General features: G+C 59.4%; 27 protein-coding genes and 1 other RNA gene. 5 read left to right on the forward strand and 23 right to left on the reverse strand.

The annotated features are described in order from the left end of the window. Window positions 1-15: 15 nt before the first annotated feature. The 14 genes from ybgF to ruvC form a co-directional block, all read right to left on the reverse strand. Window positions 16-1029: a tol-pal system protein YbgF gene (ybgF, locus tag JZY08_RS18920; RefSeq protein ID WP_216333157.1), complete on the reverse strand. Its 1014-nt coding sequence runs from the start codon at window positions 1027-1029 to the stop codon at window positions 16-18. 158 nt (window positions 1030-1187) lie between these two features. Beyond that, window positions 1188-1721, reverse strand: a complete 534-nt coding sequence (gene pal / locus JZY08_RS18925) for a peptidoglycan-associated lipoprotein Pal (RefSeq protein WP_003506243.1) — start codon at window positions 1719-1721, stop codon at window positions 1188-1190. A 208-nt stretch (window positions 1722-1929) separates the two neighbouring features. Further along, on the reverse strand, window positions 1930-3237 hold the full coding sequence (gene tolB / locus JZY08_RS18930; protein ID WP_035222753.1) for a Tol-Pal system beta propeller repeat protein TolB: 1308 nt from the start codon (window positions 3235-3237) through the stop codon (window positions 1930-1932). 20 nt (window positions 3238-3257) lie between these two features. Further along, on the reverse strand, window positions 3258-4427 hold the full coding sequence (locus JZY08_RS18935) for a hypothetical protein (protein WP_216333158.1): 1170 nt from the start codon (window positions 4425-4427) through the stop codon (window positions 3258-3260). Between the two features lie 9 nt (window positions 4428-4436). Next, complete coding sequence (tolR, locus tag JZY08_RS18940; RefSeq protein ID WP_003506238.1) at window positions 4437-4898, reverse strand: protein TolR; 462 nt, start codon at window positions 4896-4898, stop codon at window positions 4437-4439. A 59-nt stretch (window positions 4899-4957) separates the two neighbouring features. Beyond that, a complete protein-coding gene (tolQ, locus tag JZY08_RS18945) occupies window positions 4958-5677 on the reverse strand; it encodes a protein TolQ (protein ID WP_003497570.1) in 720 nt (239 codons plus the stop codon). Between the two features lie 261 nt (window positions 5678-5938). Continuing rightward, window positions 5939-6379 carry a tol-pal system-associated acyl-CoA thioesterase gene (ybgC, locus tag JZY08_RS18950; protein WP_035242883.1) on the reverse strand — a complete coding sequence of 147 codons (441 nt, stop codon included), beginning with the start codon at window positions 6377-6379 and terminating at the stop codon, window positions 5939-5941. Then, window positions 6376-6912, reverse strand: a complete 537-nt coding sequence (locus JZY08_RS18955) for an NUDIX hydrolase (RefSeq protein ID WP_216333159.1) — start codon at window positions 6910-6912, stop codon at window positions 6376-6378. Before JZY08_RS18955 ends, ybgC begins: the two co-directional genes overlap by 4 nt. After that, on the reverse strand, window positions 6909-7436 hold the full coding sequence (locus JZY08_RS18960) for an NUDIX hydrolase (protein ID WP_216333160.1): 528 nt from the start codon (window positions 7434-7436) through the stop codon (window positions 6909-6911). Before JZY08_RS18960 ends, JZY08_RS18955 begins: the two co-directional genes overlap by 4 nt. After that, window positions 7433-8014: a DinB family protein gene (locus JZY08_RS18965; protein WP_216333161.1), complete on the reverse strand. Its 582-nt coding sequence runs from the start codon at window positions 8012-8014 to the stop codon at window positions 7433-7435. The genes JZY08_RS18960 and JZY08_RS18965 overlap by 4 nt, the downstream gene beginning before the upstream one ends. A gap of 35 nt (window positions 8015-8049) precedes the next feature. Then, entirely contained in the window at window positions 8050-8268 is a 219-nt protein-coding gene (locus JZY08_RS18970; protein ID WP_216333162.1) for a DUF2945 domain-containing protein, read from the reverse strand. A gap of 52 nt (window positions 8269-8320) precedes the next feature. After that, window positions 8321-9361, reverse strand: coding sequence for a Holliday junction branch migration DNA helicase RuvB (gene ruvB, locus JZY08_RS18975; RefSeq protein ID WP_035222228.1), 1041 nt, complete (start codon window positions 9359-9361; stop codon window positions 8321-8323). A 125-nt stretch (window positions 9362-9486) separates the two neighbouring features. Further along, window positions 9487-10104 carry a Holliday junction branch migration protein RuvA gene (gene ruvA / locus JZY08_RS18980; RefSeq protein ID WP_216333163.1) on the reverse strand — a complete coding sequence of 206 codons (618 nt, stop codon included), beginning with the start codon at window positions 10102-10104 and terminating at the stop codon, window positions 9487-9489. A 31-nt stretch (window positions 10105-10135) separates the two neighbouring features. Further along, window positions 10136-10648 (reverse strand): crossover junction endodeoxyribonuclease RuvC, encoded by a 513-nt coding sequence (gene ruvC / locus JZY08_RS18985; RefSeq protein WP_003497589.1) that lies wholly within the window; start codon window positions 10646-10648, stop codon window positions 10136-10138. Window positions 10649-10896: 248 nt separating this feature from the next. Here ruvC and JZY08_RS18990 point away from each other — a divergent pair, with 248 nt between their 5' ends. Together JZY08_RS18990 and JZY08_RS18995 are read left to right on the forward strand one after the other, a co-directional pair. Next, complete coding sequence (locus tag JZY08_RS18990) at window positions 10897-13206, forward strand: methyl-accepting chemotaxis protein (RefSeq protein WP_216333458.1); 2310 nt, start codon at window positions 10897-10899, stop codon at window positions 13204-13206. A gap of 131 nt (window positions 13207-13337) precedes the next feature. Next, entirely contained in the window at window positions 13338-14339 is a 1002-nt protein-coding gene (locus tag JZY08_RS18995) for an LLM class flavin-dependent oxidoreductase (RefSeq protein WP_216333164.1), read from the forward strand. A gap of 58 nt (window positions 14340-14397) precedes the next feature. Here JZY08_RS18995 and JZY08_RS19000 read toward each other — a convergent pair whose 3' ends face one another. Then, on the reverse strand, window positions 14398-15144 hold the full coding sequence (locus JZY08_RS19000) for a YebC/PmpR family DNA-binding transcriptional regulator (protein ID WP_003497595.1): 747 nt from the start codon (window positions 15142-15144) through the stop codon (window positions 14398-14400). A gap of 199 nt (window positions 15145-15343) precedes the next feature. Between JZY08_RS19000 and JZY08_RS19005 the strand changes: the two genes are divergently transcribed. After that, window positions 15344-15847, forward strand: coding sequence for a pyridoxamine 5'-phosphate oxidase family protein (locus JZY08_RS19005; protein WP_216333165.1), 504 nt, complete (start codon window positions 15344-15346; stop codon window positions 15845-15847). A gap of 40 nt (window positions 15848-15887) precedes the next feature. On the opposite strand, the gene JZY08_RS19010 is transcribed toward JZY08_RS19005, so the two are convergent. The 7 genes from JZY08_RS19010 to JZY08_RS19040 all read right to left on the reverse strand — a co-directional run bounded on the left by JZY08_RS19010 (window position 15888) and on the right by JZY08_RS19040 (window position 20767). Continuing rightward, the gene (locus tag JZY08_RS19010) at window positions 15888-16742 is read right to left on the reverse strand and encodes an MBL fold metallo-hydrolase (protein WP_216333166.1); all 855 of its coding nucleotides are present in this window, start codon (window positions 16740-16742) and stop codon (window positions 15888-15890) included. A gap of 124 nt (window positions 16743-16866) precedes the next feature. Beyond that, complete coding sequence (locus JZY08_RS19015; protein WP_216333167.1) at window positions 16867-17691, reverse strand: TIGR00282 family metallophosphoesterase; 825 nt, start codon at window positions 17689-17691, stop codon at window positions 16867-16869. A gap of 72 nt (window positions 17692-17763) precedes the next feature. Further along, on the reverse strand, window positions 17764-18378 hold the full coding sequence (locus JZY08_RS19020) for a 5-formyltetrahydrofolate cyclo-ligase (RefSeq protein ID WP_216333168.1): 615 nt from the start codon (window positions 18376-18378) through the stop codon (window positions 17764-17766). Further along, complete coding sequence (locus JZY08_RS19025; protein WP_216333460.1) at window positions 18378-19640, reverse strand: hemolysin family protein; 1263 nt, start codon at window positions 19638-19640, stop codon at window positions 18378-18380. Before JZY08_RS19025 ends, JZY08_RS19020 begins: the two co-directional genes overlap by 1 nt. Before the next feature lie 228 nt (window positions 19641-19868). Next, window positions 19869-20027, reverse strand: a non-coding RNA gene (ssrS, locus tag JZY08_RS19030) — 6S RNA. A 79-nt stretch (window positions 20028-20106) separates the two neighbouring features. Then, on the reverse strand, window positions 20107-20484 hold the full coding sequence (locus JZY08_RS19035; protein WP_035242892.1) for a cell division protein ZapA: 378 nt from the start codon (window positions 20482-20484) through the stop codon (window positions 20107-20109). A 10-nt stretch (window positions 20485-20494) separates the two neighbouring features. Further along, a complete protein-coding gene (locus JZY08_RS19040; RefSeq protein ID WP_035222205.1) occupies window positions 20495-20767 on the reverse strand; it encodes a DUF4164 domain-containing protein in 273 nt (90 codons plus the stop codon). A 325-nt stretch (window positions 20768-21092) separates the two neighbouring features. Between JZY08_RS19040 and tkt the strand changes: the two genes are divergently transcribed. Both tkt and gap read left to right on the forward strand, forming a co-directional pair. Beyond that, complete coding sequence (gene tkt, locus JZY08_RS19045) at window positions 21093-23075, forward strand: transketolase (protein ID WP_035242894.1); 1983 nt, start codon at window positions 21093-21095, stop codon at window positions 23073-23075. A gap of 63 nt (window positions 23076-23138) precedes the next feature. Continuing rightward, a complete protein-coding gene (gene gap, locus JZY08_RS19050) occupies window positions 23139-24149 on the forward strand; it encodes a type I glyceraldehyde-3-phosphate dehydrogenase (RefSeq protein ID WP_003511409.1) in 1011 nt (336 codons plus the stop codon). A 172-nt stretch (window positions 24150-24321) separates the two neighbouring features. Here the strand turns inward: gap and JZY08_RS19055 are convergent, their stop codons facing one another. After that, complete coding sequence (locus tag JZY08_RS19055; protein ID WP_035242896.1) at window positions 24322-24591, reverse strand: hypothetical protein; 270 nt, start codon at window positions 24589-24591, stop codon at window positions 24322-24324. Window positions 24592-24802 lie beyond the last annotated feature (211 nt).

Consider the following 24802-nt stretch of genomic DNA (forward strand, 5'->3'; position numbering starts at 1 on the left):
CATGGCAGGGAAAAATCAGCAGCTCAGCCGCTTCTGTTCGCTGGCAACCTTGTTCAGCACGGTCTTCGAAGCACTGGGATAACGCTTCGGCACCTCGCGCAGCGTGGCGCAGGCGGTTTCGGTATTGTCCAGAGCGGCAAGCGACATGCCTAGCTTCATCAACATTTCCGGCGCCTTGGGAGATTTGCCGTAGGTCTGATGACCGTTCAGGAAGGTTTTTGCAGCCTCGTTGAACTTGCCCTGCGAATATAGCGCCTCGCCCAGCCAGAAGCTGGCATCCGCAGCCTTCGTGCCTTTGGGATAACCCTGGAGATATTGCTGGAACCCCTGCTCCGCCAGCTTGTAGTCGCCGGAAAGAACATGGCCGTAAGCAGCCTGATAGATATCGCTCTCGCTGGTCAGCGCCGCCGTATTGACCGGATCGGTCTTGCGCGGGCTATTGCCCGTGGTCACACCGGGAAGACTGCCTGACGAGTTGTTGGCGCCCTGATTGAGCGTACCGCCAATCGGCATTCCCTTGGAATCAAGCTCGATGGAGCCAAGCGTCGTCTCTCCCGGCGCGCTGCTCGGCGCATTTGACGGGGCAGACGGCGAAACGGAAGCGCCACCCTCGGGTGGCGTTTCGATGATCGTTGCAACATCGTCGGTCGGTGGTGTGGCCGGACTTACCGGACTGGCCTCCGCCTTCTTTTTCGGCGTTGCGGGACTTGCGGCCTTGCCGCCGGCATTGCCGCTTTCCAGTTCCTGGAAGCGGAATTCATTGTCTTCCTGCGCCTTGCGGATCGTTTCCTGCATCTGCAGAAGCTGGAAGCTCATTTCCTCGATACGGCCGTTGAGCTGCCGGATCTGTTCTTCAAGCTGCTGAACCCTGTAGGCTTCATTGGCCTGAACCCGGACGACCGGGGGCTGCTGAGAGTTGATCGTGCCGAAGCTACCCCCCGCACCGAACAGCGGACCGGAAACGGCGATGCCGCTCAGGCCGGTGCAGGCTGCAAGCCCCAGCATTCCCGCCACGACAAGTTTCTTCATCTCATTCGTCCTGCCTTAACTGATTTGCACCGGAATGGCGCAAGCCGGATTTTTTCCATATCAACCAAAAAAGCAACTTAACTTCGGCCAAACTATGAAAAAAACGAAAGGCGGCCCGAAGACCGCCTCCCATTCGAGATCACAATAACGTCAGGCAATCACATGCCCGCGCCACCGAGAACCGTCACGGCGCGGCGGTTCTGCGACCAGCAGGAGATGTCGTCGCAAACAGCGACCGGCTTTTCCTTGCCGTAGGAGATCGTCTTCATGCGGTTGGCCGGAACGCCCTGGGAAGCCAGGAAGTCGCGGGTTGCAGCAGCACGACGGGCGCCGAGTGCAAGGTTGTATTCGCGCGTACCGCGTTCGTCGGCATGGCCTTCGACCGTGATCGCGTAGTTCGGGTAACGGGCGAGCCACTGTGCCTGGCGCTGCAGGGTCTGCTGCGCATCGGCGCGGATCGAAGTCGAGTCCGTGTCGAAGAAGATGCGGTCGCCGACATTGACCGTGAAGTCCTGCTGGGAGCCCGGCGTTGCGGAACCCGCGCCACCAAGGCCGAGTTCACCGGCGCTGTTCGGCATGTTCTTCTTGTTCGCGCAGCCTGCGAGAGCAAGCGCGAGCGTCATGGCGATGACAGCCGGGTTACGGGCCAGTTTCTGCATCGGGCTGAGTGCCGAAATGTGTGTACGGCTCATCGCCGGTCTCTCCTTGGAATTTCAATAACGTTGCCAGACACTAACTGATCGCGGTTAATAGCCGGCAAACGCTTATGGTTAACAGAAAGGAAATGTCCCACTTTTTTGCTCCCTCACAACAGTTTGCGGCAAGAAAGAGGCGCATTCCCGCATGGCATGCATAAAACATGACGGCGCCGGATATTCCGGCGCCGTCATGACAGTCATATCAGTCCAGAAGCGGCGACCATGCCGGGTCCGAAGCAAAGGTCGGCGTCTTGATGAGCTGTTCGTTATAGCCCGTCAGGTCGATCGAATAGAGCTGCGGACCGCCGGCACCGGCGTTCTGACGGAAGAACATCAGCACCCGGCCATTCGGCGCCCAGGTCGGACCTTCATTGTGGAAGCCGCTGGTCAGAATGCGCTCGCCCGAACCGTCAGTCTTCATCACGCCGATCGAGAACTTGCCGCCCGACTGCTTGGTGAAGGCGATCAGATCGCCGCGCGGCGACCATACCGGCGTGGAATAGGAGCCGTCACCGAAGGAAAGGCGCTGCTGGCCGGAGCCATCGGCATTCATTACGTAGATCTGCTGACGGCCGCCGCGGTCGCTTTCAAAGGCGACACGCTGTCCATCCGGGGAGAATGATGGCGCCGTATCAATCGCGGACGTGTTCGTCAGCCGCGTCGTGGTGCGCGAGCGCAGATCCATGGTGTAGATATTGGCGTTGCCGTCCTGCTGGAGGCTCATGATCACCTTCTGGCCATCCGGCGAGAAGCGCGGCGAGAAGGTCATGCCGGGGAAGTTGCCGACCACTTCGCGCTGGCCGGTTTCCAGCTGCAGCAGGTAAACGCGCGGCTGCTGGCCCTCAAAGGACATATAGGTCACTTCCTGACGGTTCGGCGAGAAACGCGGCGTCAGAACGATGTCATTGGAATTGGTGAGGTTACGGACGTTGAAACCGTCCTGGTCCATGATCGACAGCTGGCGCTTGCGGGCCGTCTTCGGGCCGCTTTCGGAGACGAAGACAACGCGTGTGTCGAAGTAACCCTTTTCACCGGTGATGCGCTCATAGATGGCATCCGCGATGATATGGGCGACACGACGCCAGTTTTCCGGCTGGGTGAAGAACTGCTGGCCGGTCATCTGCTGGCCTGCGAAAGTATCCCACAGCCGGAACTCGGCGCGCAGGCGACCATCGCTTTCGCGTGTCACGCGGCCGGTCACAAGCGCCTGGGCGTTGATGACCTTCCAGTCTTCAAAACGCGGCTGCTGATCCGGGCTGGTAATCTTTTCGATGAAGGCGCTCTTGTTGACCGGCGCGAAAAGACCGGAGCGCTGCAGATCGGCGGCAATGACGGCCGAAACCTGGGCACCGATGCCGTCACCCGACATGAAGTCGGTGATGGCGATGGGCAAGGGCTCGACGTTACCCTTGTTGATGTTGATTTCCACCCGCGCAAAAGCCGGTGCGGAGAAAACCGACATGAGGGCCGCGACAGCGAGCACCAGCCGGATCGGCGAAAATATTTTCATGTTGCCAGGCCTTTCAGCATTCATAGCAATTCACTGGGATCGAAGTTCACAACGACTTCGTTCCATGCGTCATATTTGTCGGCAGGAAGGTTGGTGAACGGAGCAGAACGCATGATGGCGCGATAGGCTCCGCCGGAAAGAGCACGGCGCGTTCCTTCGGAACCACCCGTTGCCTCGATCTCGGGACGGCCGATGATGGTTCCATCACGGTCGAGCTTCATGGTGACCCGAACGCGAACGTCCGAGGCATCCGCCATGCCGGGAATGATCTGCCAGTTCTTCTGGATCGCGCCACGCAGCGCATCCATTTCCGTCTGGCTGAGCGTCGAACCGCCCGTCGTTTTCTTGCCGCCAAGCGAAGCGGTTTGCGTCGACCGCTTCGCGCCGCCACCGGAGGGCGCCTGCTTGTTCAACAGGGCGGCAACATCGTCGGCGTTGAAATCGCTTTCCTTGGACGAAGCGGATTTCGCCGTCTCCTGCTTCTTCTCGCCCGGCTTCTTATCGGAAGGCTTGTCGGTGGACTTTGCCTGATCGGGCTTGGTCTCCGCCGGTTTTTCAGCGGGCTTCTGCTCGGCAGGCTTGGTTTCAGCCTGCTTCGGCTCTTCCGGCTTCGGCGGTTCGGGGCGGGAGTTCGGGCGCGGCACGTTCTGCGGCACGGGGATTTCGGCCGGCTCCTGCGCGGCCGGCGGCGGTTCTTCCGCCTTGGTTTCCTGCGGCGGCGGCTCCGTTTTCGGCTGCGGCGCAATTTCAGGCTTGGTTTGCGGCAAGGCAGCCATTTCCTGCGGTTTGGGAGCCGAGGTCTCTTCCTTGACGATTTCCTTTACCTCGTTCGCCTTGGTATCGACGACCGGTTGCGGCTTCTCCTGCTTTGGCGGGGCGGCGGCGCTGATATTGTCGTTGGGCTTGGTGGTCGGCGTCGGCGGCGCGTCAAGATCGGCCGTGTTGTTGCCGACATTCTGGGCGTTCTCGATGATGTCAGGACGTGTGGTCGGAACAGGAGCGGACTTTTCCGCCTTCGGTGCCTTCTTGTCGCCCTGCTGGATCTGGGTCAGTTCCTCAATGGGCACCAGTTCCACCGGCAAGGCCTCGGCCTGCGACACGTCGAGCGGTTCCGGCGAGCCCAGGGAAACGAGGGCGAAAGCCAGAAGCGACGCATGCACGATCGCGGATGTGGTGATGCTGCCCTTCATCGTTTTACGTCAATTGTCCTGTTTCTGCTGGGTCACAAGGCCGATATTCTTGAAGCCCGCCGCCTGGATACGCGCCATGACATCGGCGACGACGCCGTATGCGGCAACGGAATCCGCGCGCACGAAGATACGTTCGTTATAACCAGTCGTGGCAATTGCCTGCAGCTTGTCGGCAACCTCAGCCGCCTGGATTTCCGTTTCCTGCAAATGGATCTGGCCATTGGCATTGACGGAGATCGTGATCGGCTGCGTGTCCGAATTCAGAGCATTGGCGGATGTCTGCGGCAGATCGATCGGCACGCCGACCGTCATCATAGGAGCTGCCACCATGAAGATGATGAGCAGCACGAGCATGACGTCGACCAGCGGCGTCACGTTGATCTCGCTGATCGCACCGCCTTTGCGCCGTCCGCCGCGCCCACCCCGGCGTCCACCGGAACCACCGCCGCTGCCACCTGCTGACATACCCATATCATTTACTCCATTTTGCCTTGCGGCAAATTACTGCACGGCATGTAATTTGGGGCCGCTTACTGGGCGGCCTGCCGTGTCTGAAGTTTTTCATCGATCTGGCGCGACAGGATCGCGGAGAACTCGTCGGCGAAACCTTCCATACGAGCGGAAAGCTTGTGCGCGTCGGCCGTGAACTTGTTGTAGGCGATAACCGCCGGAATAGCCGCAACAAGGCCGATAGCCGTTGCCAGAAGCGCTTCGGCGATACCCGGAGCCACGACCGCGAGGTTGGTGGACTTCGAACCGGCAATCGCCTGGAACGAGGTCATGATACCGACAACCGTACCGAAGAGGCCGATGAAGGGACCAGCCGAACCGATGGTGGCGAGCGATCCGAGGCGAGCCTCGTATTGTTCGCCTTCACGCGCGATCGTCACATCCATCGCCCGGTCGATACGCATCTGCAGACCGATGGGCGAACGCGCGCCGCGTTCGAAAGATTTCTTCCATTCCCGCATGGCGGAAACGAAAATTGCTGCCAGACCGCCATTCTGGCGTTCCGCCAGCGTGCGATAAAGCTCCTCGAGCGACTGGCCCGACCAGAAGACCTGTTCGAACTGGTCGAACTGGCGCTTTGCCTTGCCGAAGCTCACATATTTGTCAAAGACGATCGCCCACGTCCAGACCGAGGCGGCGATAAGTCCGATCATCACGAGCTTCACGATGAGGCCCGCCTGCATAAACAGTGCCCAGAGACTTACATCGTGCGTCGCCGCTGCCAAACCTGCCTGTTCCATAAATATCCAATCCCCGAATCCAAACGCCCGGTACGGGACCGGGCGATTCAAACGCGTGTTAACGCTCGAAGTCATGCGGCAACAGCCGATAACCCCTTTGCCATACCCCGATACTTGCCAGTAAGCCTTACTTGCCAATAAATTTGGTGAAAGGAAGGCGTGCGCCGCACAAATGCCAGTTGCTAAAGTAAGACACCATTATGGTTAAAGGAGTGTTACAACCGCGCCACGCTTGGTGGATTTACTGGACCGGGCCGTCAATTACTTCAGGAATTTTTCCGCCACCGTCTCCGGAAGACGCCTTGGGCGACCATTGGCATTGATGACGGCAATGATGACCTTGGCGGCAACCAGCAGGGTTTCACCACGCCGGATTTCCTGATTGAGCACCATTTTCGCGCCGCCAGCCTTTTCTGTCACAGTGGTGATCGTCAGCACATCATCCATCCGCGCCGGGGTCTTGAAATCGATCTCCATGCGATGAACAACGAAGACAAGACCCTCCTCGTCGGCGGTCAGAAGCGCGCTTTGTTCGCAGCCGAGGCAACGCAGGTAGTCGGTGCGTCCACGCTCCAGAAAATGCAGATAACGCGCATGATAAACGAGACCGGAAAAATCCGTGTCCTCATAATACACGCGTTGCGTCAGGCGATGCCCATGTTCGATGAGTTCGCCTGAAAGCGAAACCATTAGCTCGCTCATATTGTCTCCTTGGAAAGTTCGGCCGCACCTGAACGACCTTCACGGACGATAAGATGCTCGTGGCGCTGAGGCAGCGTCGCTACGCGCTCCGCAATGAAACGGGGCCTTAGATCATGCTCCAGCAGGGCGGAGGGTTGCGCAGGCAGCCAGCGGAACTCCACCTCGACGCCATCCAGCATCTGATGCACGATATCGCTTTCATGGAAGGGGAAGGGCTGGCGAAGCGAAACCAGATAATAAAACGCCAGCTCATGGGCGGCATATCCGTCATAGGCGAAAAAATTCTCGGCCGACCAGAGAAGACGCTCGACGGTGCAATCCCGGTCAAGCTCCTCGCCGATCTCGCGGATGATGGTTTGCTGAGAGCTTTCGCCGATTTCCGCTCGTCCACCCGGCAAGGCCCAATAGATGTCCTGCGTGCCGCGCTGGACGAGAACATGATCGTTCTGAAAAATCAGCGCGGCCACACGCATGCTGAAAAGCTGCGGTTTCCGGTCAAGCCGGATCATGTGACGGTCAGGGGCAGAAGTCATTTATCGTCCAGGTCGCCATCATACCAGACGAGGTGTCTTGTGGTCTGCGGCAGGTGCTCTATTTCGTCGGCGATGAAATAGGGCGGAATATCGAGTTCCGTCAATGCCTGCCGGGTCGCGGCGACCCAACGGAACTCCAGCTCGTTGTCACCATCCTGAACGCGGTGGATGATGTCCGTCGGATGAAAGGCGAATGTCTCCGGCAAATCCATCAGGTAATAGAAACCGAGTTCGTGCCAGTCCTTGCCCTCGTAATGGAAAAAATTCTCGACCGCCCATAAAAGCCGCCCGACCCTGGCCTCAACGCCAAGCTCTTCCACCATCTCGCGGGCCAGCGTTTCTTCGGAGCGTTCGCCCATTTCGGCGCGACCACCAGGAAATGTCCAGAATTTCTCATGCGATGCCCGGTGCACAAGCACATGGCCGTCACGAAACGCCAGCCCCGCAACGCGCATCTGGAAAATGCGCTTCGGCTTGAACTTCATACGGATGCGGGTGTCGTGCGTCTTGCTATCGTGCGTCATTGTCTGGACCTGCGGGCTGGAAACATCAAATCGGTTTCCGTCCACCCTAGCGCATCCATCTCTTCTTTTCTTGCCTTTGCGTCATCACCCACAATGAATTCATCCAGTTGCGGCGGCTTGATCGTGGCGCCGGACAACATGGCATGCGCCTGCCCGCGATGATGCGTCTGATGCTGGAAGAGATGGGACAGAATATCGTCGCAGCGATCCTGCTGGATGCGCGTGCCGCGATGGATATTGACGGTTGCGGCAAGGCCGTCTTCATCGAGCCCGCCGACAAAGGCGATCAGCACCTCGTCCAGTTCCATCTGGGCGCTCCGCAGCGCCGGCATCGTGGCGAAGGGCTCCTCTGTGGCAAAGGCAGCCAGACCGAGCGTCCCGCCCTGGAGGGCATCGATATAGAATCGGTCGACGGTGTAGATGTGGTTCAGCGTGGCGCGGAGCGTTGGAAAGAAGCTGACACGACGAGCGATAAACTCCTCCTGCGAAAGCTGAAGACAGGCTTGGTGCAGCCGCAAATTGGCCAGCCGGTTGTTGCGCGCGAGTTTGCGGAAGATTCGCAGTGGATCGTAAGGCATATGGATTCCTCCATTGACGTCGAATATCGGCGTTTTCAATCGACGCGTTCAAGCTCCGATCTGCTTTTCAGAACCCTGGCGCCGTCTTCCTGTTCGATCAGATAGGCAGGCTCCTGCCTGTTCGCCTTCCGCTTTATTCTGGAGCCGGCGATGCTGCGTTCGACATCATCCGTGAAAGTCTCGACGATTTTACCTTCACCGGTACCACTGCCCCAGTTCCACCGGACCTTCGTGCCCTTGCGATACACCAACATGATCATCTCCGTGCCAAAGACGATCAAATGCCGGCACGCCGGGCTTGTTCCCTCAATCCTCCTCCAGCGTCAGCCGGAACTGCGCCGCCTCAAGATCCTTGGGCGGCTGCATTCCCAGATGTTTCCAGGCCGTCCCGGTCAGAATGCGGCCGCGTGGCGTGCGCTGGATGAAACCCTGCTGGATCATATATGGTTCAATAATGTCCTCGATCGCATCACGCGGCTCCGACAGGCCGGCGGCGATGGTTTCTATCCCGACCGGACCACCGCCGAAATTGACCGCGATCATAGTCAAATAGCGCATGTCCAGCTGGTCGAGACCCATTTTGTCGACCAGCAGTCGCGTCAAAGCCTCATCGGCGATCTCGCGCGTGACGGCTTCGGCCCGCGCCACCTCGGCGAAATCGCGCACACGGCGCAAAAGCCGCCCCGCGATACGCGGCGTGCCGCGTGCGCGCCGTGCCACCTCGCGCGCGCCCTCGTCGGTCATGTTAAGCCCCATCAGCCGCGCACCGCGTCGAACGATGAGCTCCAGCTCATCGACAGTGTAGAAGGCCAGCCGGACGGGAATTCCGAAACGGTCGCGCAGCGGCGTCGTCAACAGGCCAAGACGGGTCGTCGCGGCGACAAGGGTGAATTTGGAGAGATCGATCTTCACCGAGCGGGCCGCCGGCCCCTCACCGATGATGAGATCGAGCTGGAAATCCTCCATTGCCGGATAGAGGATTTCTTCCACCGCCGGGTTGAGACGGTGGATTTCATCGATGAAGAGCACGTCGCGCTCCTCAAGGTTGGTCAGAAGTGCGGCAAGATCACCCGCCTTGGCGATGACCGGGCCGGATGTCGACTTGAAGTTGACACCGAGCTCCTTGGCCATGATCTGCGCCAGCGTGGTCTTGCCGAGGCCGGGCGGGCCAACGAACAGCACATGATCCAGCGCCTCGCCACGGTTCTTGGCGGCTTCGATGAACACCTTAAGATTGGCGCGGGCTTCCGCCTGGCCGGTAAAATCGTCCAGCGACTGTGGACGCATGGTGGTGTCGATATCCTCACCGCGCTTGTCCGCAGAAATCAGTCTGTCCGCATCGCTCATTCAGGGCATTCCATTGTTCTAAACCGAATTCATGAGATGGTCTTCGCCGCTATATCATGACTGTCGCGTCAAGGCGCTTCACGAAATTCAATTCGCGCCCGAACAGCATGTGTACTGCGTTCAGCCTATCGTGAAAGCTCCTTCAGGCCGAGACGGATGAGCTTGGCGCTGTCGCCGCCCTCCCCGCCATTCTTCAATGCGGCAGCAACTGCGCTGGCCGCCTGATCGCGTGAATAGCCGAGATTGGTGAGTGCGGAAACAGCATCCGCCACAGGCGCGGATGCGACGCCTTCGCCAAGCTCCTGCTTCAATCCTATCGAGGCGGAGGCCTCTCCCGCAAGGGCAGGCGCCTTGTTGCGAAGCTCGGTTACGAGGCGCACCGCCACCTTTGGCCCCACACCGGGCGCACGCGAAATCATCACCTTGTCCTGAAGTGCAATGGCATTGGCCAGCTCGGAGGGCGACAAGGTGGAAAGGACAGCCAAGGCCACTTTCGAGCCGACCCCCTGCACGCTCTGCAGCAGATTGAACCATTCCCGCTCAAGCGCCGACAAAAAGCCAAAGAGCTTAAGCTGGTCCTCACGCACATAGGTTTCGATGAAGAGCACCACCGCTTCTCCGGCAGAGCCGATTTTCGAAAGCGTGCGCGCCGAGCAATAGGCGACGTAACAAACGCCGTGCACATCCACCAGCACATAATCCGCACCGATTTCTTCGATGCTGCCTTTAAGTTTTCCGATCATGATGCCGCCCGCTCAATGAGACTTCAAATATTCAACCGGCCGCCAAAAGCCGCGCCATTCTGTCGCCACCGCGATTATGCGCGTGGCAGATGGCGATTGCGAGCGCGTCCGCCGCATCGTTACCCTTGAATTCGGCCTTCGGCATCAGGATTTTCAGCATCATGTGAATTTGCTGCTTTTCGCCGTGCCCGACGCCGATGACGGCTTTCTTGACCGCATTCGGTGCATATTCGAAAACAGGCAATCCTGCCCGTGCCGGAACCAGCATGGCGATGCCACGCGCCTGACCGAGTTTCAGCGTGGCCACCGCATCCTTGTTGACAAAGGTCTGCTCCACCGCTGCCTCGTCGGGCTGATGGCTGTGCACGATATCGGCCAGCCCGTCATGCAGCTGGCACAGGCGGGAGGCGAGATCCATATCGCCATCCGATGTCACCGTGCCGGAGGCGACAAACCGAAGGCTGTTGCCGAGGGTTTCGATGACACCCCATCCGGTGCGCCGCAATCCGGGGTCGATGCCGATGATTCGAATCGTCTTTTGCATGAGTTACCTTATCTTTCCGGCTGCGACCCTGCCAGCGATAAGTGAACAAAACGACAACATTCATCAAATTTGCGGTGCAGCATTTACCTCTGCTTAAACCGCGTACCGCATTGTTCCCGCACAAAATCAAAAAAGGGGAGCTGCGGACATGATGATCCGCAGCATAATATTCAAGCCATATCAGTCATCCGGTGGCGCCATTCATGCTTGGCGCGGGAACTGATCCGGCATTGGGGGCTGCAACGGCCATGCTGAACCGTTTTCATTCCATATCCACCAAAGTGCTGGTGATTTTCCTTGCGCTGATGGCGATCTCGACCGGGGCTCTGACACTTCTTGGCTATCAAAGCAGCAGCAGCGTTCTCGAAGAGCAGGCGTCGAAATCCATGGAGAGCATTCTCGTCTTCCGTGGCGACATGCTTCAGGAACGTCTTGAACAGCTGAAGACACAGGCGGATTCCATCGCCAAGATCGAATCCCTGCAAATGGCAGTCGTTTCCATGCGCAGCGGCTGGGGCACCGTCCAGAAGAGCTCCGGTGACGCCAAGGCGGAACTGCAGCGCGTCTTCGTCAAGGAGAACCCCTTCACCGACAGGGAAAAGCTGATCAAGCCCGAAAATCCGAGCGGCTTTTATTATTCCACCCACGAGAAAACCCAGACGGATATCGGCGGTTATCTGCAGGGAACACCCTTCAGCGATGTTCTCTTCATCGATCCCGCCGGCACGGTCTATTACTCCTATCTGAAAGGACCGGCCTTCGGGGAAACCGTCACGGGCGGCGCCTGGGCGGAAAGTGGACTTGGCGCTGCATTTACCCGCGGAGCTGCCAACGCCGAAAAAGCCGTGAACGACGTGGCGCAGACGAGTTTCTCCGGTCTGCGGATCGACGCAGCAACGAACGAGGCCGGCATTTATTATGGCATTCCGGTTGTCAAATTCGGCGCGTTCAAGGGCATCCTCCTCTTCCGGGTCAAGCAGGAGGTCTTCAGCCAGATACTCGCGAAAGGCGTCGCCGCCGGTAGTTCAGAGCAATCCGCAATCATCTCTGCCGATGGCAAGGTGATCGGCGTGGAAGGCGACAGGCTCATCAGCCTCGATCCGGCAATCTACGGCTTCCATGGACAGGCATCGAATGCGGCCGGCATGACGATTGCCAAGATCGACCGCCCGGATGGCGAGGCCAATGCCTATGCCCGCCCCTTCTCGTTTGCCGGAGAACAATATCTCGCCGTCGAAAGCATGTTGCGCAGCGAGTTGAATGCGGGCTCCATCTCGATTGCCGGCACGCTCGCCGTGATCGGCCTTGGCGTTCTGGCTGCCATGTGCGCGGCGACAGCCTTTTTCGCGCGGCGCCTGTTCGCACCGCTGGAAAAGCTTGCCGGGCTGACCGGCGAAGTGGCGGCTGGCAGGCTGGATGCCGAGATCGGCAATCAGAACCGCAACGACGAGATTGGCCGCATGGCGCAGGCACTCGGCAGTTTCCGCGAAAAGCTCATCCTGCAGCGGGAGATGGAGGAGACCGCATCGCGCACGCGGGAGGAAGCCGAAACGGCGCGACGCGCGCATCTTGCGGAGCGCGAAGCCGAGGCCGGCACGCTGCAAATGGTCGTGCGGTCTCTGGATGAGGGTCTGGACCGGCTGGCGAACGGCAATCTCGCCTATCGCATAGACACGGTCTTCCCGGAGGATCTCGAAAGCCTGCGCCATAATTTCAATACGGCGCTCGCCCGGCTCAGCGAAACGATGCAGGCCATCGGCGGCAATTCCGCCGCCGTTCGCGGTGGCTCGGAAGAAATGCGGGTGGGAGCGGACCAGCTGGCGGAACGCACGGAACGTCAGGCTGCCTCCATCACCGAGACGGCAAGCGCCATCAAGGCAATCACCGAAGCAGTTCGCGACCAGATCGACCGCGCCGAACAGGCGACAAGGATCGCCCACGACGCCAGCACCGAGGCGACAGCCTCGAGCCGCGTGATGGAACAGACCATCGCCGCCATGGAGGCGATCCAGACCTCGTCGCGCCAGATCAACCAGATCATCGGCGTCATCGACGAAATCGCCTTCCAGACGAACCTGCTTGCCTTGAATGCGGGTGTCGAGGCCGCCCGTGCGGGCGACGCCGGCAGGGGCTTTGCCGTCGTGGCGCAGGAGGTGCGCGAACTGGCGCAGCGCTCGGCCGCGGCCGCAAAAGAAATCACCAGCCTGCTGAAGCGCTCGACCGACGAGGTTTCCGCTGGCGTGGTGCTGGTCGAAAAGGCGGGCACTTCGCTGACCGGCATCGGCAAACACGTGCAGACCATCAGCTCCCGCATCGAGGAGATCATGGAATCCACCCGTGAGGAGGCGCATACACTGGCGGAAATCAACAGCACCGTCACAAGCCTCGACACCATGACCCAGCAGAACGCCGCCATGGTGGAAGAAACGACGGCCGCCATCCACAACCTCGCCTCCGAAGCGGGCGAGATGGATGGCAGGCTCGGACAATTCGTGCTGGCCCCTGACGGGCGCGCGGCGGAGTACCGTGAAACCCGGCGATTCCGGCGGGCGGGCTGAGACAGTGAAAGGGGCCTCTTCGGAGGCCCCAATTTTTTTGAACCATCCATCAATTCTATGCGACTTCACTGGTAAATCGGGACACGCGCCTTACATCCGCAACAAAGATTATATTTCTGCAGGAGCGTCGGATGATCCCCTTTTCCATTCTCGACCTTTCGCCGATTGGCGAAGGCGAGAGCGTCAGTGAGGCGCTTGAAAACTCCCGCCGCATGGCGATCAAGGCTGAAGACCATGGTTACAACCGCATCTGGCTTGCGGAGCACCATGGCATGCCCGGTATTGCGAGTGCGGCGACATCACTGGTCATCGCCCATGTGGGTGCGGCGACGAAACATATCCGTGTCGGCTCTGGCGGCATCATGCTGCCCAACCATTCCCCGCTTGTCATCGCCGAGCAGTTCGGCACGCTTGCGGCACTGCTGCCCGGCCGCGTCGATCTCGGTCTTGGCCGCGCGCCCGGAACGGACATGCGAACGGCAAGGGCACTGCGCCGCAACCTCGATGCGGGTGCGGAAAACTTTCCGCAGGATATTATCGAACTGCAGCGTTACCTCGGTCCGCCGCAGCAGGATCAGGCGATCCTGGCCGTGCCCGGCATGAATTCGAATGTGCCTCTCTGGCTGCTCGGCTCCAGCACCTACAGCGCGCATCTGGCGGCAGCGCTCGGCCTGCCCTATTCCTTCGCCTCGCATTTTGCCCCTGACATGCTGATGGAGGCGATCCATATCTATCGCGAGCGCTTCCAGCCCTCCGAGGTGCTGGACAAGCCCTATGTGATGGTGGGCGTGATGGGCGTGGGTGCCGATACGGACGAGGAGGCGCAACATCTCTTCACCTCGTCACAGCAGCAATTCGTCAATCTGCGCCGCAATGTCCGCACCCCGTTCCCGAAGCCGGTGCACAGCATGGACGGTTACTGGAACGAGATGGAGCGTTTCTCCGTGGAACATACGTTGCGTTTCGCGGCCGTCGGCTCGCCGGAAACGATCAGCCGCCATCTCGACGGTTTCCTCGCCGAGACACAGGCGGACGAGCTGATCATCTCGATGCCGATCCACGACATTGAAAAGCGACTGCGTTCCGTGGAGATTTTCGCCGATGTGCGGACCTCCATAAGGAAAGCCGCCTGAATGAAAAAAGCCCCGGAGCGACGACGCTGCCGGGGCTTTTTTTAAAAGATCAGAAACTTCAGGCGGAAAGCTTGGCGAGAATTTCTTCGGAAACCTCGAAGTTGGAATAGACGCTCTGCACATCGTCATCGTCTTCGAGATTGTCGATGAGCTTCATCAGCGACTGCGCCTTTTCTTCATCCACCGGCACCGTGTTCTGTGGCTTCCAGATGGCCTTGACGCTTTCGGCCTCGCCAAGCACGCCTTCCAGCGCCTTGGAAACCTCGTTCATCGCTTCGAAACCGCAGATGATGGTGTGGCCGTCTTCGGAAGATTCGACATCGTCAGCGCCCGCTTCGATGGCCGCCTCCATGACCTTGTCGGCATCGCCCACTTCCGCCTTGTAGGTGATTTCGCCAACGCGGTCGAAGGAGAAGGAAACGGAGCCGGTTTCGCCGAGTGCACCACCAGCCTTGGTGAAGATGGAGCGTACGTTGGAGGCGGTGCGGTTACGGTTGTCGGTCAGGGCCTCGACGACGACGGCGACGCCACCCGGGCCGTAACCCTCGTAACGGACCTCATCGTAGTTTTCACTGTCAGCACCGGAAGCTTTCTTGATCGCGCGCTCGATATTGTCCTTCGGCATGGACTGGGCCTTGGCGTTCTGGATCGCCAGACGCAGGCGCGCGTTCATGTTCGGGTCGGGCATGCCCGCCTTTGCCGCAACGGTGATTTCACGCGCAAGCTTGGAAAACATTTTGGACCGTACGGAGTCCTGCTTGCCCTTGCGGTGCATGATGTTCTTGAACTGTGAATGACCAGCCATGGAAAACCTGATTGTCTTAATTTGGAGATTGCGGGCCTTATAAGTGCGATAGGCCCTTCGTTCAAGCCCGCAAGCGCTTTCTCTTGCCCGCAAGAATATAAGGAACTGATTTATCCGCTTTTCGTTTTGACAATGAACGCGGAAGAGCCGGACATTTTTACCCTCCCGGTCGCCGCAGCAAACCCGAAGGAGGAAACACATGGTCAGCCTGACTGAAGCAAGAGAAACCCCTGCCCGCCAGCTGTGGGACGAGGTCAATTCGGTCCATGCCGGCATGCTTGGCCTCGAGGGTCTGCATAATCACATGCAGCCAATGGCACCGCACGCCGACCCCAAGACCAACACAATATGGTTTTTTTCCAAGAAGGATACCGATCTGGTCAAAACGCTGAAGCCGGGTTCGCGGGCGCACTTCTGCGTCGTCGGCAAGGACCATGACTATCACGCCTGCCTTTCGGGTGTGCTTGAAGCGCGTGACGACAAGGCAAAGATCGAGGAATACTGGAACTCCGTTACCGCCGCCTGGTACGAACACGGAAAGTCCGATCCGCAATTGACGATGCTGGCGCTTCACGTCGACGACGCGGAAATCTGGGCCTCGACCGACAGCACGCTTAAATTCGGCTGGGAAATCGCCAAGGCCAATATGTCCGACGACAAGACGCCGGATGTCGGTGTGCGTCAGCACCTCGCCTTCGCCTGACAAACGGGCTCCCCCCCGGCCTTCCTCGCCGGCCGCTGGACTACATGCCTTTCGGCACCAGTATCTGCGGCTGGCGGGGGAGGTTTCTCATCGAGACCCGGATGATGGGATCGTTTGCATAGGCGATCTTGAAACTTTCTCCGAACATCGTCAGAAACTGCTCCAGCGGCGCGCCGGTGCGGTGCATCGGCAAGATCAGCGCGGAACGCAGGCGCTTGACCACGCGGCTCATGCTGTCGGCGCCCATCGTCAACCCGCCATCCACCGGCACCATCAGCACGTCCAGACGGCCAATTTCGGCATAATGCGTATCCGTCAGCTCATGATGCAGATGACCGAGATGACCGATACACAGCCCTGCGACCTCGAAGATGAAAATGGAATTGCCGTTTTCCTGAAACGACTCGTAATCACCCCAGCGGTTGCGGATGTCGGTCGCGACATTGCGGATATAGACATCGCCCACCAGAACCTTGTGTTCGGCCTTTTCCCCCGGCGTATCGCTCCAGCCGTGCAGCACATATTGAATGGCCGGGTCCGGACTAAGCGTGAAATGCGTTGAGTGCGCCCGGTTCATCGTCACCACCGTCGGCGTGACGGGCGGGCGATAGACGCCATTATAATCGGTGGCGATCGTCACGCCGCCGGGGCTTTCGATGAGATAGGTGGAATGGCCGATGAAGCTGATCTTCACCTCTTCCTTCACCGTCGCCTGCGCCAGCTGGACACTTGGCCGATTGAGGGGCGGTTCGAAGCTGGCGAACATGACGCCGGGAATGTTGCGGGCGATCGCCTGGCACTGGCTGACCGGAGGACGGCTTTCCGTTTGGGCAAAGGCCGCTCCCGCACAGGTGAGAAGACCCGTTATTGCAAGCATAAGCACACGCAGCATCATGCCACTCCCCTGAACTTGCGAAGGTTGAGAGGATGAGACAGGTTTTGCCGGGCGTCCAGTTTCAAGAACGGGGGAAACGCTCACAATCTCGTCATTATGAACGTCTCACGGACAAGCGAAAAGCTTACGCCCAGAAGGATGGAAGGGTTTCGGCAAGTCTCGGGCCAATGCGCAGCGGTGCGATCTTTTCCGCAAGGCCGGTGCGGTCCGAAATCTCGACGCCCACGCCGCAGATCGTCGCAGGCCCACTGGCCGCCTCGAAACGGCCCTTCGGCATCTTGGAAATGAAGCGGTTGATCGGCTCTTCCTTCTCCATGCCAAGCGAACTGTCATAATCGCCGCACATGCCGGCATCCGACATATAGGCGGTTCCGCCGTTCAATATCTGCGCGTCGGCGGTCGGAACATGGGTATGAGTGCCGACAACGAAGCTTGCGCGCCCATCGACGAAATGGCCGAAACACTGTTTTTCGCTGGTCGCCTCGGCATGGAAGTCGAAAATGATGGCGTCGGCCTGCTCTTTCAGCGGGCAGGCGGCGAGAATGTTTTCCGCCGACTTGAAGGGATCGTCCAGTTCAGGATGCATGAACACGCGGCCCATGATGTTGGCGACGAGCACGCGCGCGCCGTTGCGGGCATAAAAGATGCCCGAGCCCTTGCCCGGCGTACCATCGGGATAATTGGCGGGCCGCAGGAACTGATCGTGGCGCTCGCAGAAAGAGACCGCCTCCTTCTGATCCCAGACGTGGTTGCCTGTCGTCACCACGTCGGCACCGGCATTGATGGTCTCGAGGTAGATATCCTCGGTAATGCCGAAACCGCCGGCGGCGTTTTCACCGTTGACGACAACAAAATCAAGCTTCAGATCGGAAACAAGCCCCGGCAACCTGTCCCAGACAGCCGTGCGTCCGGTCTTGCCAACCATATCTCCGAGAAAAAGAAGCCTCATTCACCCGCCCCGATCTTGCGCATGTTCCTAGATTTCGTCCCCTCTAACGGGTAATCCGTTTTTTAAAAAGTGCTAAAGCGCCTTTTTCCCACCTGGCAGCAACCGCAGCGCGGAAAACCAGCGCAGGCCGCTCTCCGTCAGAACGGCATGAAGCGGCACATCATGCGGCTCCGCCGGCACCGACGGCACTTCCTGACAATCGAATGCGACGCCGATGAGAATGGGAAACCGACCCTTGCCATGCAATCTCGCAATCGCGCGGTCATAGTGACCCGCGCCATAACCGATACGCTGACCGTGCCCGTCGAAGACGGAAAGAGGAACCAGCAGAATATCCGGATCGAGAACCTGCGCATCCTCCCCCGGTCCGGTCGTACCGAAGCCGGTCCTCACCAGCGGCGCATCCACCTCGAAGGCACGAAAGATGATGGTTTCACGGTCCAGCACAACGGGGAGAACGAGACGCGCGCCCTGTGTCCGCAGCGCTTCCATCAGCGGCCGGATATCGGCCTCCGAGCGGATCGGCATGAAACCGGAAACAACCGCGCCCGGCGTGAGCGGAATGGCGGATGCGCCATGTTCCGTCATCGCCCGGCTTTTCTGCTGCCGCTCGGCTTGTGTCAGCGCATCGCGCGCGGCGAGCCTTTCGCCGCGCAGTCTTGCTTTTTCGGCGATGTCGCCAGACATCAGGCGGCCCGGCTCACAAGCACCTTGTCGATACGGTGTCCGTCGAGATCGATAACCTCGAAACGCCAGCCGTTGCGGGTGATGTGTTCACCCAGTTCCGGCAGGCGACGGAATTCGTCCAGAACCAGACCGGCAACGGTTTCGAACTCCGCATCCTCGTCGATCTGGAAGCCCATGCGATAGGCAAACTCATCGGCCGGCATCCAGCCGGCGACGAGGAACGAACCGTCCTCGCGCTCGACCATGGCAGGCTCTTCGTCGTTATCCTCCTGGAAGGCACCGGTGATGGCCTCCAGAACGTCGCCGGAACTGACGATACCTTCGAAGTGACCGTATTCATCATAGACCAGCACCATATGCACCGTGGAACGGCGCAGCGACTGGATGACGTCGACGGCGCTTGTCAGATCCGAGACCACAGGAACCTCGCGCAGAAGCTCGCGGACATTCAGTTCCTTTCCGGATGCCAGCGCATCGAAAGCATCCTTGGCGAAAAGCACGCCGAGAATTTCATCGGACGCGCCGTTGCGCACGGGCAGACGCGAACGCTGTGTCTCGCGAAGCTGCACGCGGATTTCTTCCGCGGTGTCTTCGATATCGACCACTTCCACATCGCGGCGCGGCGTCATCAGGCCGCGCGCATTGCGGTCGGCGAGGCGCATGACGCTGGTGATCATCGCCGATTCCTCGGTCTCGATCACGCCGGCACTGTGGGCTTCTGCCAGAACCGTGCGAATTTCGTCGTCGGTGACGGACGCGTTGGACTCGCCGCTATGGCCGAGAAGGGCAAGAACCGTCTTGCCGGATTTGTCGAGCAGCCACACCAGCGGTGCGCCGACCCTCGAAAGCAGCATCATGGTGGGCGCGACGCGGGCGGCAACCTTTTCCGGATCGCGCAGCGCGATCTGCTTGGGCACAAGCTCGCCGACGATCAGCGACAGATAGGTGATGGCGACGACCACCGAGCCGACGCCAAGCGCATCGGCGGCGCGGTCGGGAATGCCCTGCTCCAGAAGCCATGCGGTGAAACGGGCGCCGAGTGTAGCGCCGGAGAAAGCACCGGAGAGAACACCGACCAGCGTGATGCCGATCTGCACCGTTGAAAGGAAGCGTCCGGGATTTTCGGAAAGGCTGAGCGCCATCGTGGCGCCCTTGCTGCCTTGCGCGGCAAGCACCTTGAGCCTCGCCGGTCTGGAGGAGACAACGGCAAGCTCGGACATGGCAAGCACACCGTTCAATACGGTGAGCAGAACCACGATCATAATTTCAGTAAACAAGTTTAGCTCTTTGGGCTGTTGAACGGCACGTCGCGGTTTTGGCCGCAGCGCCCTTTATTTAAAAGGGCATGACAGACATACCAATCGGGATAATAGGGAATTGTTCCGCCAATGCAATGATGACGGGATAAAAAAGCCGCGCCCGGCAGCAATGAAAATGACTGTCGACTATATAAGGGTCAGAGGAAGAACCGGGGTGACCCGGAACTTCAAGCGCGATCCACGGCGACCGATGGAGATTTACGATCCTGGGTGCCTACAAAAGTAGGTGGGCACCGTGTGTCCAGCCCCACGGGACTGGCCAGGGACAGCTCCCTTTGGATCGAGTATGGCCCCAGGGATTGTGGTTCCTGTCGGGAAGCGCAGAACGCCCTACAGATATAGGACGTATCGAACCAAACCACCAGAGGGCGAGAAGCGAAATTTTGCCGGCGTAGAGCTTCTCGGGCGATCAATGTGCTGCGGGCTTCGGCCGCGCCAGCAATTTTTCGGTAATGCCGTTCAGGCGGTCGGCAAGATCGCCAATGGCAACCGCCACCATCTCGTCCGATTTCGCCTTGTGCTCGGCCATGCCGTCGCGGTTGCGGGAAAGGGAGGTGACTTCGCCTTCCAGCTTCTCGAGCTTGCGATTTATCTCGGAAAGCTCGTCCATCACCATGATGCCCGCCATGACGGTGAGCCTGAGATCGCCGATTTCGCCGAACTGGCTCTTGAGATGTCCGACGTAACGGTCGAAGCGGGTGGCAAGATCGGTCAGGTGGTCTTCCTGTCCCGCTTCGCACGCCATGCGATAGGCCTTGCCGTCGATCATAACAGTGACTTGCGCCATGAAACCGCTCCTATCGATCCAGCACCGCGCGGATCGTCTCCATCGCCGTCACCAGACGGCGGGAAACCTCGCGGTTGACTTCCTCAAGACGGTTGGCGCGAAACTCGGCCTGATCCAGCTCGTGCGCGAGCCTGGCGCGGTCGACATGGACCCGCTTGACCTCGTTATCGATCTCGCCCGTCTCCCTTTGCCGTTCGATACGCATATCGATGGCATTTTCGAGATTTGTGATGGCAGCACTCAGCTCCGTCAGCGCAGATTGTACGGTCTTCTCAGCCGACATCGTTTTTTCCAACTTGCAAGCAACCGGCCGAATCGTCCGGTTTCAGGCCTTTTCAACAATCACGAGGTTATTACCCGATTTATCATCCAGTCAATCAAACCAGTGCATTGAGGCGTTTTGCTCTGTGGATGAACGAAGACGACCCGGCGCCTCTCGCACGGATTTTGTCGCGATGCCCGATTTTCTAAACGATTTTTTCTCCCCGACAGAACCGCAAACGCCCGTGGATTTATTGACTTGCCTGCCTCACCTGCTATGGATCAACCCGCTTTTTGGATAGTTGCGTAAAACTATCTCCTTTCACCCGGAAACAGACGGAAAAGCCATGATTTCTCGCGACAAACACAACCGGATGGCCAATGCGATCCGCTTTCTTGCCATGGATGCAGTGGAGAAGGCCAATTCCGGCCATCCCGGTCTGCCGATGGGCGCAGCTGATGTCGCCACCGTTCTCTTCACCCGTTACCTGAAATTCGATCCCAAGGCTCCGCTCTGGGCGGATCGCGACCGCTTCGTGCTGTCGGCAGGCCATGGTTCGATGCTTCTTTACTCGCTGCTCTATTTGACGGGCTACGAGGACATGACGATCGACGAGATCAAGCGTTTCCGTCAGTTCGGTTCCAAGACCGCCGGCCATCCCGAATATGGCCATGCGACCGGCATCGAAACGACGACCGGCCCGCTCGGCCAGGGCATCGCCAACGCCGTCGGCATGGCAATTGCAGAGCGCAAGCTGGAAGAGGAATTCGGCTCCGACCTGCAGAGCCACTTCACCTATGTGCTGTGCGGCGACGGCTGCCTCATGGAAGGCATCAGCCACGAAGCCATCGCGCTTGCCGGCCACCTGAAGCTCAACAAGCTCGTTCTGTTCTGGGATGACAACAACATCACCATCGACGGTGAAGTCGGCCTTTCCGACAGCACCGACCAGATCGCCCGCTTCCAGGCCGTTCACTGGAACACCATCCGCGTCGACGGCCACGATCCGGATGCGATTGCAGCCGCCATCGAAGCCGCGCAGAAATCCGACCGCCCGACCTTCATCGCCTGCAAGACCGTGATCGGTTTCGGCGCGCCCAACAAGCAGGGAACCCACAAGGTCCACGGCAACCCGCTCGGCGCTGAAGAAATCGCCGCTGCCCGCAAGAGCCTCAACTGGGAAGCGGAAGCTTTCGTCATTCCGGAAGATGTGCTCGATGCATGGCGCCTCGCCGGCCTGCGCTCCACCAAGACCCGCCAGGACTGGGAAGCCCGCCTCGAAGCGACCGAAGCCGGCAAGAAGGCCGAGTTCAAGCGCCGCTTCGCCGGCGACCTGCCCGGCAACTTCGACAGCTCCATCGATGCCTTCAAGAAGAAAATCATCGAGAACAATCCGACCGTCGCCACCCGCAAGGCCTCGGAAGACGCGCTTGAAGTCATCAACGGCATCCTGCCGGAAATGATCGGCGGTTCGGCCGACCTGACGCCGTCCAACAACACCAAGACCAGCCAGATGAAGTCCATCACGCCGACGGATTTCTCCGGCCGTTACCTGCATTACGGCATCCGCGAGCACGGCATGGCGGCAGCGATGAACGGCATCGCGCTGCATGGCGGCCTCATCCCCTATGCCGGCGGCTTCCTGATCTTCTCGGACTATTGCCGTCCGTCGATCCGCCTTGCTGCACTCATGGGCATCCGCGTCGTTCACGTCCTGACGCATGATTCCATCGGCGTTGGCGAAGACGGCCCGACCCACCAGCCGGTGGAGCAGATTGCAGCGCTGCGCGCCATTCCGAACCTTCTCCTCTTCCGCCCGGCGGATGAAACCGAAACGGCGGAATGCTGGCAGCTGGCGCTTGAGCAGAAGCATCGCCCGTCTGCGCTGGCGCTCACCCGTCAGAACCTTGCGCCCTCGCGCAAGGAATATGAAGAGAAGAACCTTTCCGCTTACGGCGCTTACGAACTCGTATCGGCAAGCGATGCCAAGGTTTCGATCTTCGCATCCGGTTCGGAAGTCGAAGTCGCCCTCAAGGCCGCAGCGACACTGAAGGACAAGGGCGTTTCCGCCCGCGTCGTTTCCGTTCCCTGCTTCGAACTCTTCAAGGAACAGCCGGAAACCTACCGCAACGCCATCATCGGCAAGGCTCCGGTCAAGATCGCGGTTGAAGCCGCCATCCGCCAGGGCTGGGATTATTTCATCGGCTCGGACGGCGCATTCGTCGGCATGCATTCCTTCGGTGCATCCGCACCGGCGAAGGATCTCTTCAAGCACTTCGGCATCACGGCGGAAGCCGTTGTCGCCGCAGTCGAGGCAAAACTTGCGTGAGGGCTTCCCAAGCCCCCACATTTCCGCAAAGACCAAGCACATATCTTGATCGGGAGACTGTAAATGACTGTAAAAGTTGCCATTAACGGCTTCGGCCGCATCGGCCGCAATGTTCTGCGCGCCATCGTTGAATCCGGCCGCACCGATATCGAAGTCGTTGCCATCAACGACCTCGGCCCGGTTGAAACCAACGCCCACCTGCTGCGTTACGATTCCATCCACGGCAAGTTCCCGGCTGACGTCAAGGTCGAAGGCGACACGATCATCGTTGGCGGCGGCAAGCCGATCAAGGTGACGGCCGTTCGCGATCCGGCAACGCTGCCGCACAAGGAACTCGGCGTCGACATCGCGCTCGAATGCACGGGTATCTTCACCGCACGCGACAAGGCCGCAGCACATCTGACTGCCGGCGCAAAGCGCGTCATCGTTTCGGCTCCTGCTGACGGCGCAGACCTCACGGTCGTCTTCGGCGTCAATGACGACCAGCTGACGAAGGACCATCTGGTCATTTCCAACGCGTCCTGCACCACCAACTGCCTCGTGCCGGTCGTGAAGGTTCTCGATGACGTCGTTGGCATCGATCATGGTTTCATGACCACGATCCACTCCTACACGGGCGACCAGCCGACGCTGGACACCATGCACAAGGATCTGTACCGCGCCCGCGCCGCAGCCCTGTCCATGATCCCGACCTCGACGGGCGCAGCCAAAGCCGTTGGCCTCGTTCTGCCGCACCTCAAGGGCAAGCTGGACGGCACGTCGATCCGCGTTCCGACCCCGAACGTTTCGGTTGTCGACTTCAAGTTCATCGCCAAGCGCGACACGACGGTTGAGGAAGTCAACGAAGCGATCAAGTCCGCTTCCAACGGCAAGCTGAAGGGCATTCTCGGCTACACCGAAGAGCCGCTGGTTTCCCGCGACTTCAACCATGACAGCCATTCCTCGATCTTCGCGATCGACCAGACAAAGGTCATGGAAGGCAAGTTCGTGCGCGTCCTGTCCTGGTACGACAACGAGTGGGGCTTCTCCAACCGTATGTCGGACACGGCCGTCGCATTCGCGAAGACCATCTAAGACACTACATCCACAAAGAAACCGGCAGGAGCGATCCTGCCGGTTTTTGTTTGCCTAAAAAATGCCGGCGGGAATGGGGGATCCCGCCGGCATCGATCCAGAAGCAAGGCGGGGCGCTTCGGACCGAAACAATCACCGGAGGCGAGAGGGCCAGCCATCCGGCATGGACCGCTCACTTTCTGTTATTGATAATGATCGGGTCTCGCGAGCCGGCATTGCTCCAGATCGTATCGAACGTCTGTTGTCTTAATTCGCTTTGCTGCATGGAAAGCTTCATCATGCAGTCGGCAAAATCCCGCGAACCTTCCGGGTAACCAAACGACCGGCAGCGCTCGCGTTGCGCACCCATGTTTGCAGCCGTCTGTTCCGTGCTGGAGCAACCCGAAACAATCGAGCCTGCCGCCAATACCATTATAAATGCAGTAATAGATTTCCGTTTCATCCGATCGCTCCGGTAATGATGAAAAGCAATTCGGACGAGAGAACTAACGCAGCTGCATTGTCTCTATGTTACGTCGAGACACCGGCAGGCAAATTGTTTCCGCGCAGCATCCACAGCATTGCGTGCCTTGAACGTTTTCGCCCGCGCGCCGAAAAAATTCCCATTTCCTGCCTTCGTCTGGTCCACTTTGAAACGGACAAGGGAAACAGGG

The sequence above is a fragment of the Rhizobium sp. X9 genome (assembly GCF_018873185.1).
Classification (GTDB): Bacteria; Pseudomonadota; Alphaproteobacteria; order Rhizobiales; family Rhizobiaceae; genus Agrobacterium; species Agrobacterium oryzihabitans.

Bases quoted from the DNA above. Each gene is read 5' to 3' on its own strand.
- tolQ (WP_003497570.1), bottom strand. From the start codon at position 5,677: ATGGAACAGGCAGGTTTGGCAGCGGCGACGCACGATGTAAGTCTCTGG.
- JZY08_RS18935 (WP_216333158.1), bottom strand. From the start codon at position 4,427: ATGAAGGGCAGCATCACCACATCCGCGATCGTGCATGCGTCGCTTCTG.
- JZY08_RS19010 (WP_216333166.1), bottom strand. From the start codon at position 16,742: ATGATGCTGCGTGTGCTTATGCTTGCAATAACGGGTCTTCTCACCTGT.
- JZY08_RS18960 (WP_216333160.1), bottom strand. From the start codon at position 7,436: ATGACGCACGATAGCAAGACGCACGACACCCGCATCCGTATGAAGTTC.
- ybgC (WP_035242883.1), bottom strand. From the start codon at position 6,379: ATGAGCGAGCTAATGGTTTCGCTTTCAGGCGAACTCATCGAACATGGG.
- pal (WP_003506243.1), bottom strand. From the start codon at position 1,721: ATGAGCCGTACACACATTTCGGCACTCAGCCCGATGCAGAAACTGGCC.
- gap (WP_003511409.1), top strand. From the start codon at position 23,139: ATGACTGTAAAAGTTGCCATTAACGGCTTCGGCCGCATCGGCCGCAAT.
- JZY08_RS18955 (WP_216333159.1), bottom strand. From the start codon at position 6,912: ATGACTTCTGCCCCTGACCGTCACATGATCCGGCTTGACCGGAAACCG.
- tkt (WP_035242894.1), top strand. From the start codon at position 21,093: ATGATTTCTCGCGACAAACACAACCGGATGGCCAATGCGATCCGCTTT.
- JZY08_RS19005 (WP_216333165.1), top strand. From the start codon at position 15,344: ATGGTCAGCCTGACTGAAGCAAGAGAAACCCCTGCCCGCCAGCTGTGG.
- JZY08_RS18970 (WP_216333162.1), bottom strand. From the start codon at position 8,268: ATGTTGGTGTATCGCAAGGGCACGAAGGTCCGGTGGAACTGGGGCAGT.
- ruvB (WP_035222228.1), bottom strand. From the start codon at position 9,361: ATGAGCGATGCGGACAGACTGATTTCTGCGGACAAGCGCGGTGAGGAT.
- JZY08_RS18965 (WP_216333161.1), bottom strand. From the start codon at position 8,014: ATGCCTTACGATCCACTGCGAATCTTCCGCAAACTCGCGCGCAACAAC.
- ybgF (WP_216333157.1), bottom strand. From the start codon at position 1,029: ATGAAGAAACTTGTCGTGGCGGGAATGCTGGGGCTTGCAGCCTGCACC.
- JZY08_RS19025 (WP_216333460.1), bottom strand. From the start codon at position 19,640: ATGATCGTGGTTCTGCTCACCGTATTGAACGGTGTGCTTGCCATGTCC.
- JZY08_RS19000 (WP_003497595.1), bottom strand. From the start codon at position 15,144: ATGGCTGGTCATTCACAGTTCAAGAACATCATGCACCGCAAGGGCAAG.
- JZY08_RS19020 (WP_216333168.1), bottom strand. From the start codon at position 18,378: ATGTCTGGCGACATCGCCGAAAAAGCAAGACTGCGCGGCGAAAGGCTC.
- JZY08_RS19040 (WP_035222205.1), bottom strand. From the start codon at position 20,767: ATGTCGGCTGAGAAGACCGTACAATCTGCGCTGACGGAGCTGAGTGCT.
- JZY08_RS19055 (WP_035242896.1), bottom strand. From the start codon at position 24,591: ATGAAACGGAAATCTATTACTGCATTTATAATGGTATTGGCGGCAGGC.
- ruvA (WP_216333163.1), bottom strand. From the start codon at position 10,104: ATGATCGGAAAACTTAAAGGCAGCATCGAAGAAATCGGTGCGGATTAT.
- JZY08_RS18990 (WP_216333458.1), top strand. From the start codon at position 10,897: ATGCTGAACCGTTTTCATTCCATATCCACCAAAGTGCTGGTGATTTTC.
- ruvC (WP_003497589.1), bottom strand. From the start codon at position 10,648: ATGCAAAAGACGATTCGAATCATCGGCATCGACCCCGGATTGCGGCGC.
- tolB (WP_035222753.1), bottom strand. From the start codon at position 3,237: ATGAAAATATTTTCGCCGATCCGGCTGGTGCTCGCTGTCGCGGCCCTC.
- JZY08_RS19015 (WP_216333167.1), bottom strand. From the start codon at position 17,691: ATGAGGCTTCTTTTTCTCGGAGATATGGTTGGCAAGACCGGACGCACG.
- tolR (WP_003506238.1), bottom strand. From the start codon at position 4,898: ATGGGTATGTCAGCAGGTGGCAGCGGCGGTGGTTCCGGTGGACGCCGG.
- JZY08_RS18995 (WP_216333164.1), top strand. From the start codon at position 13,338: ATGATCCCCTTTTCCATTCTCGACCTTTCGCCGATTGGCGAAGGCGAG.
- JZY08_RS19035 (WP_035242892.1), bottom strand. From the start codon at position 20,484: ATGGCGCAAGTCACTGTTATGATCGACGGCAAGGCCTATCGCATGGCG.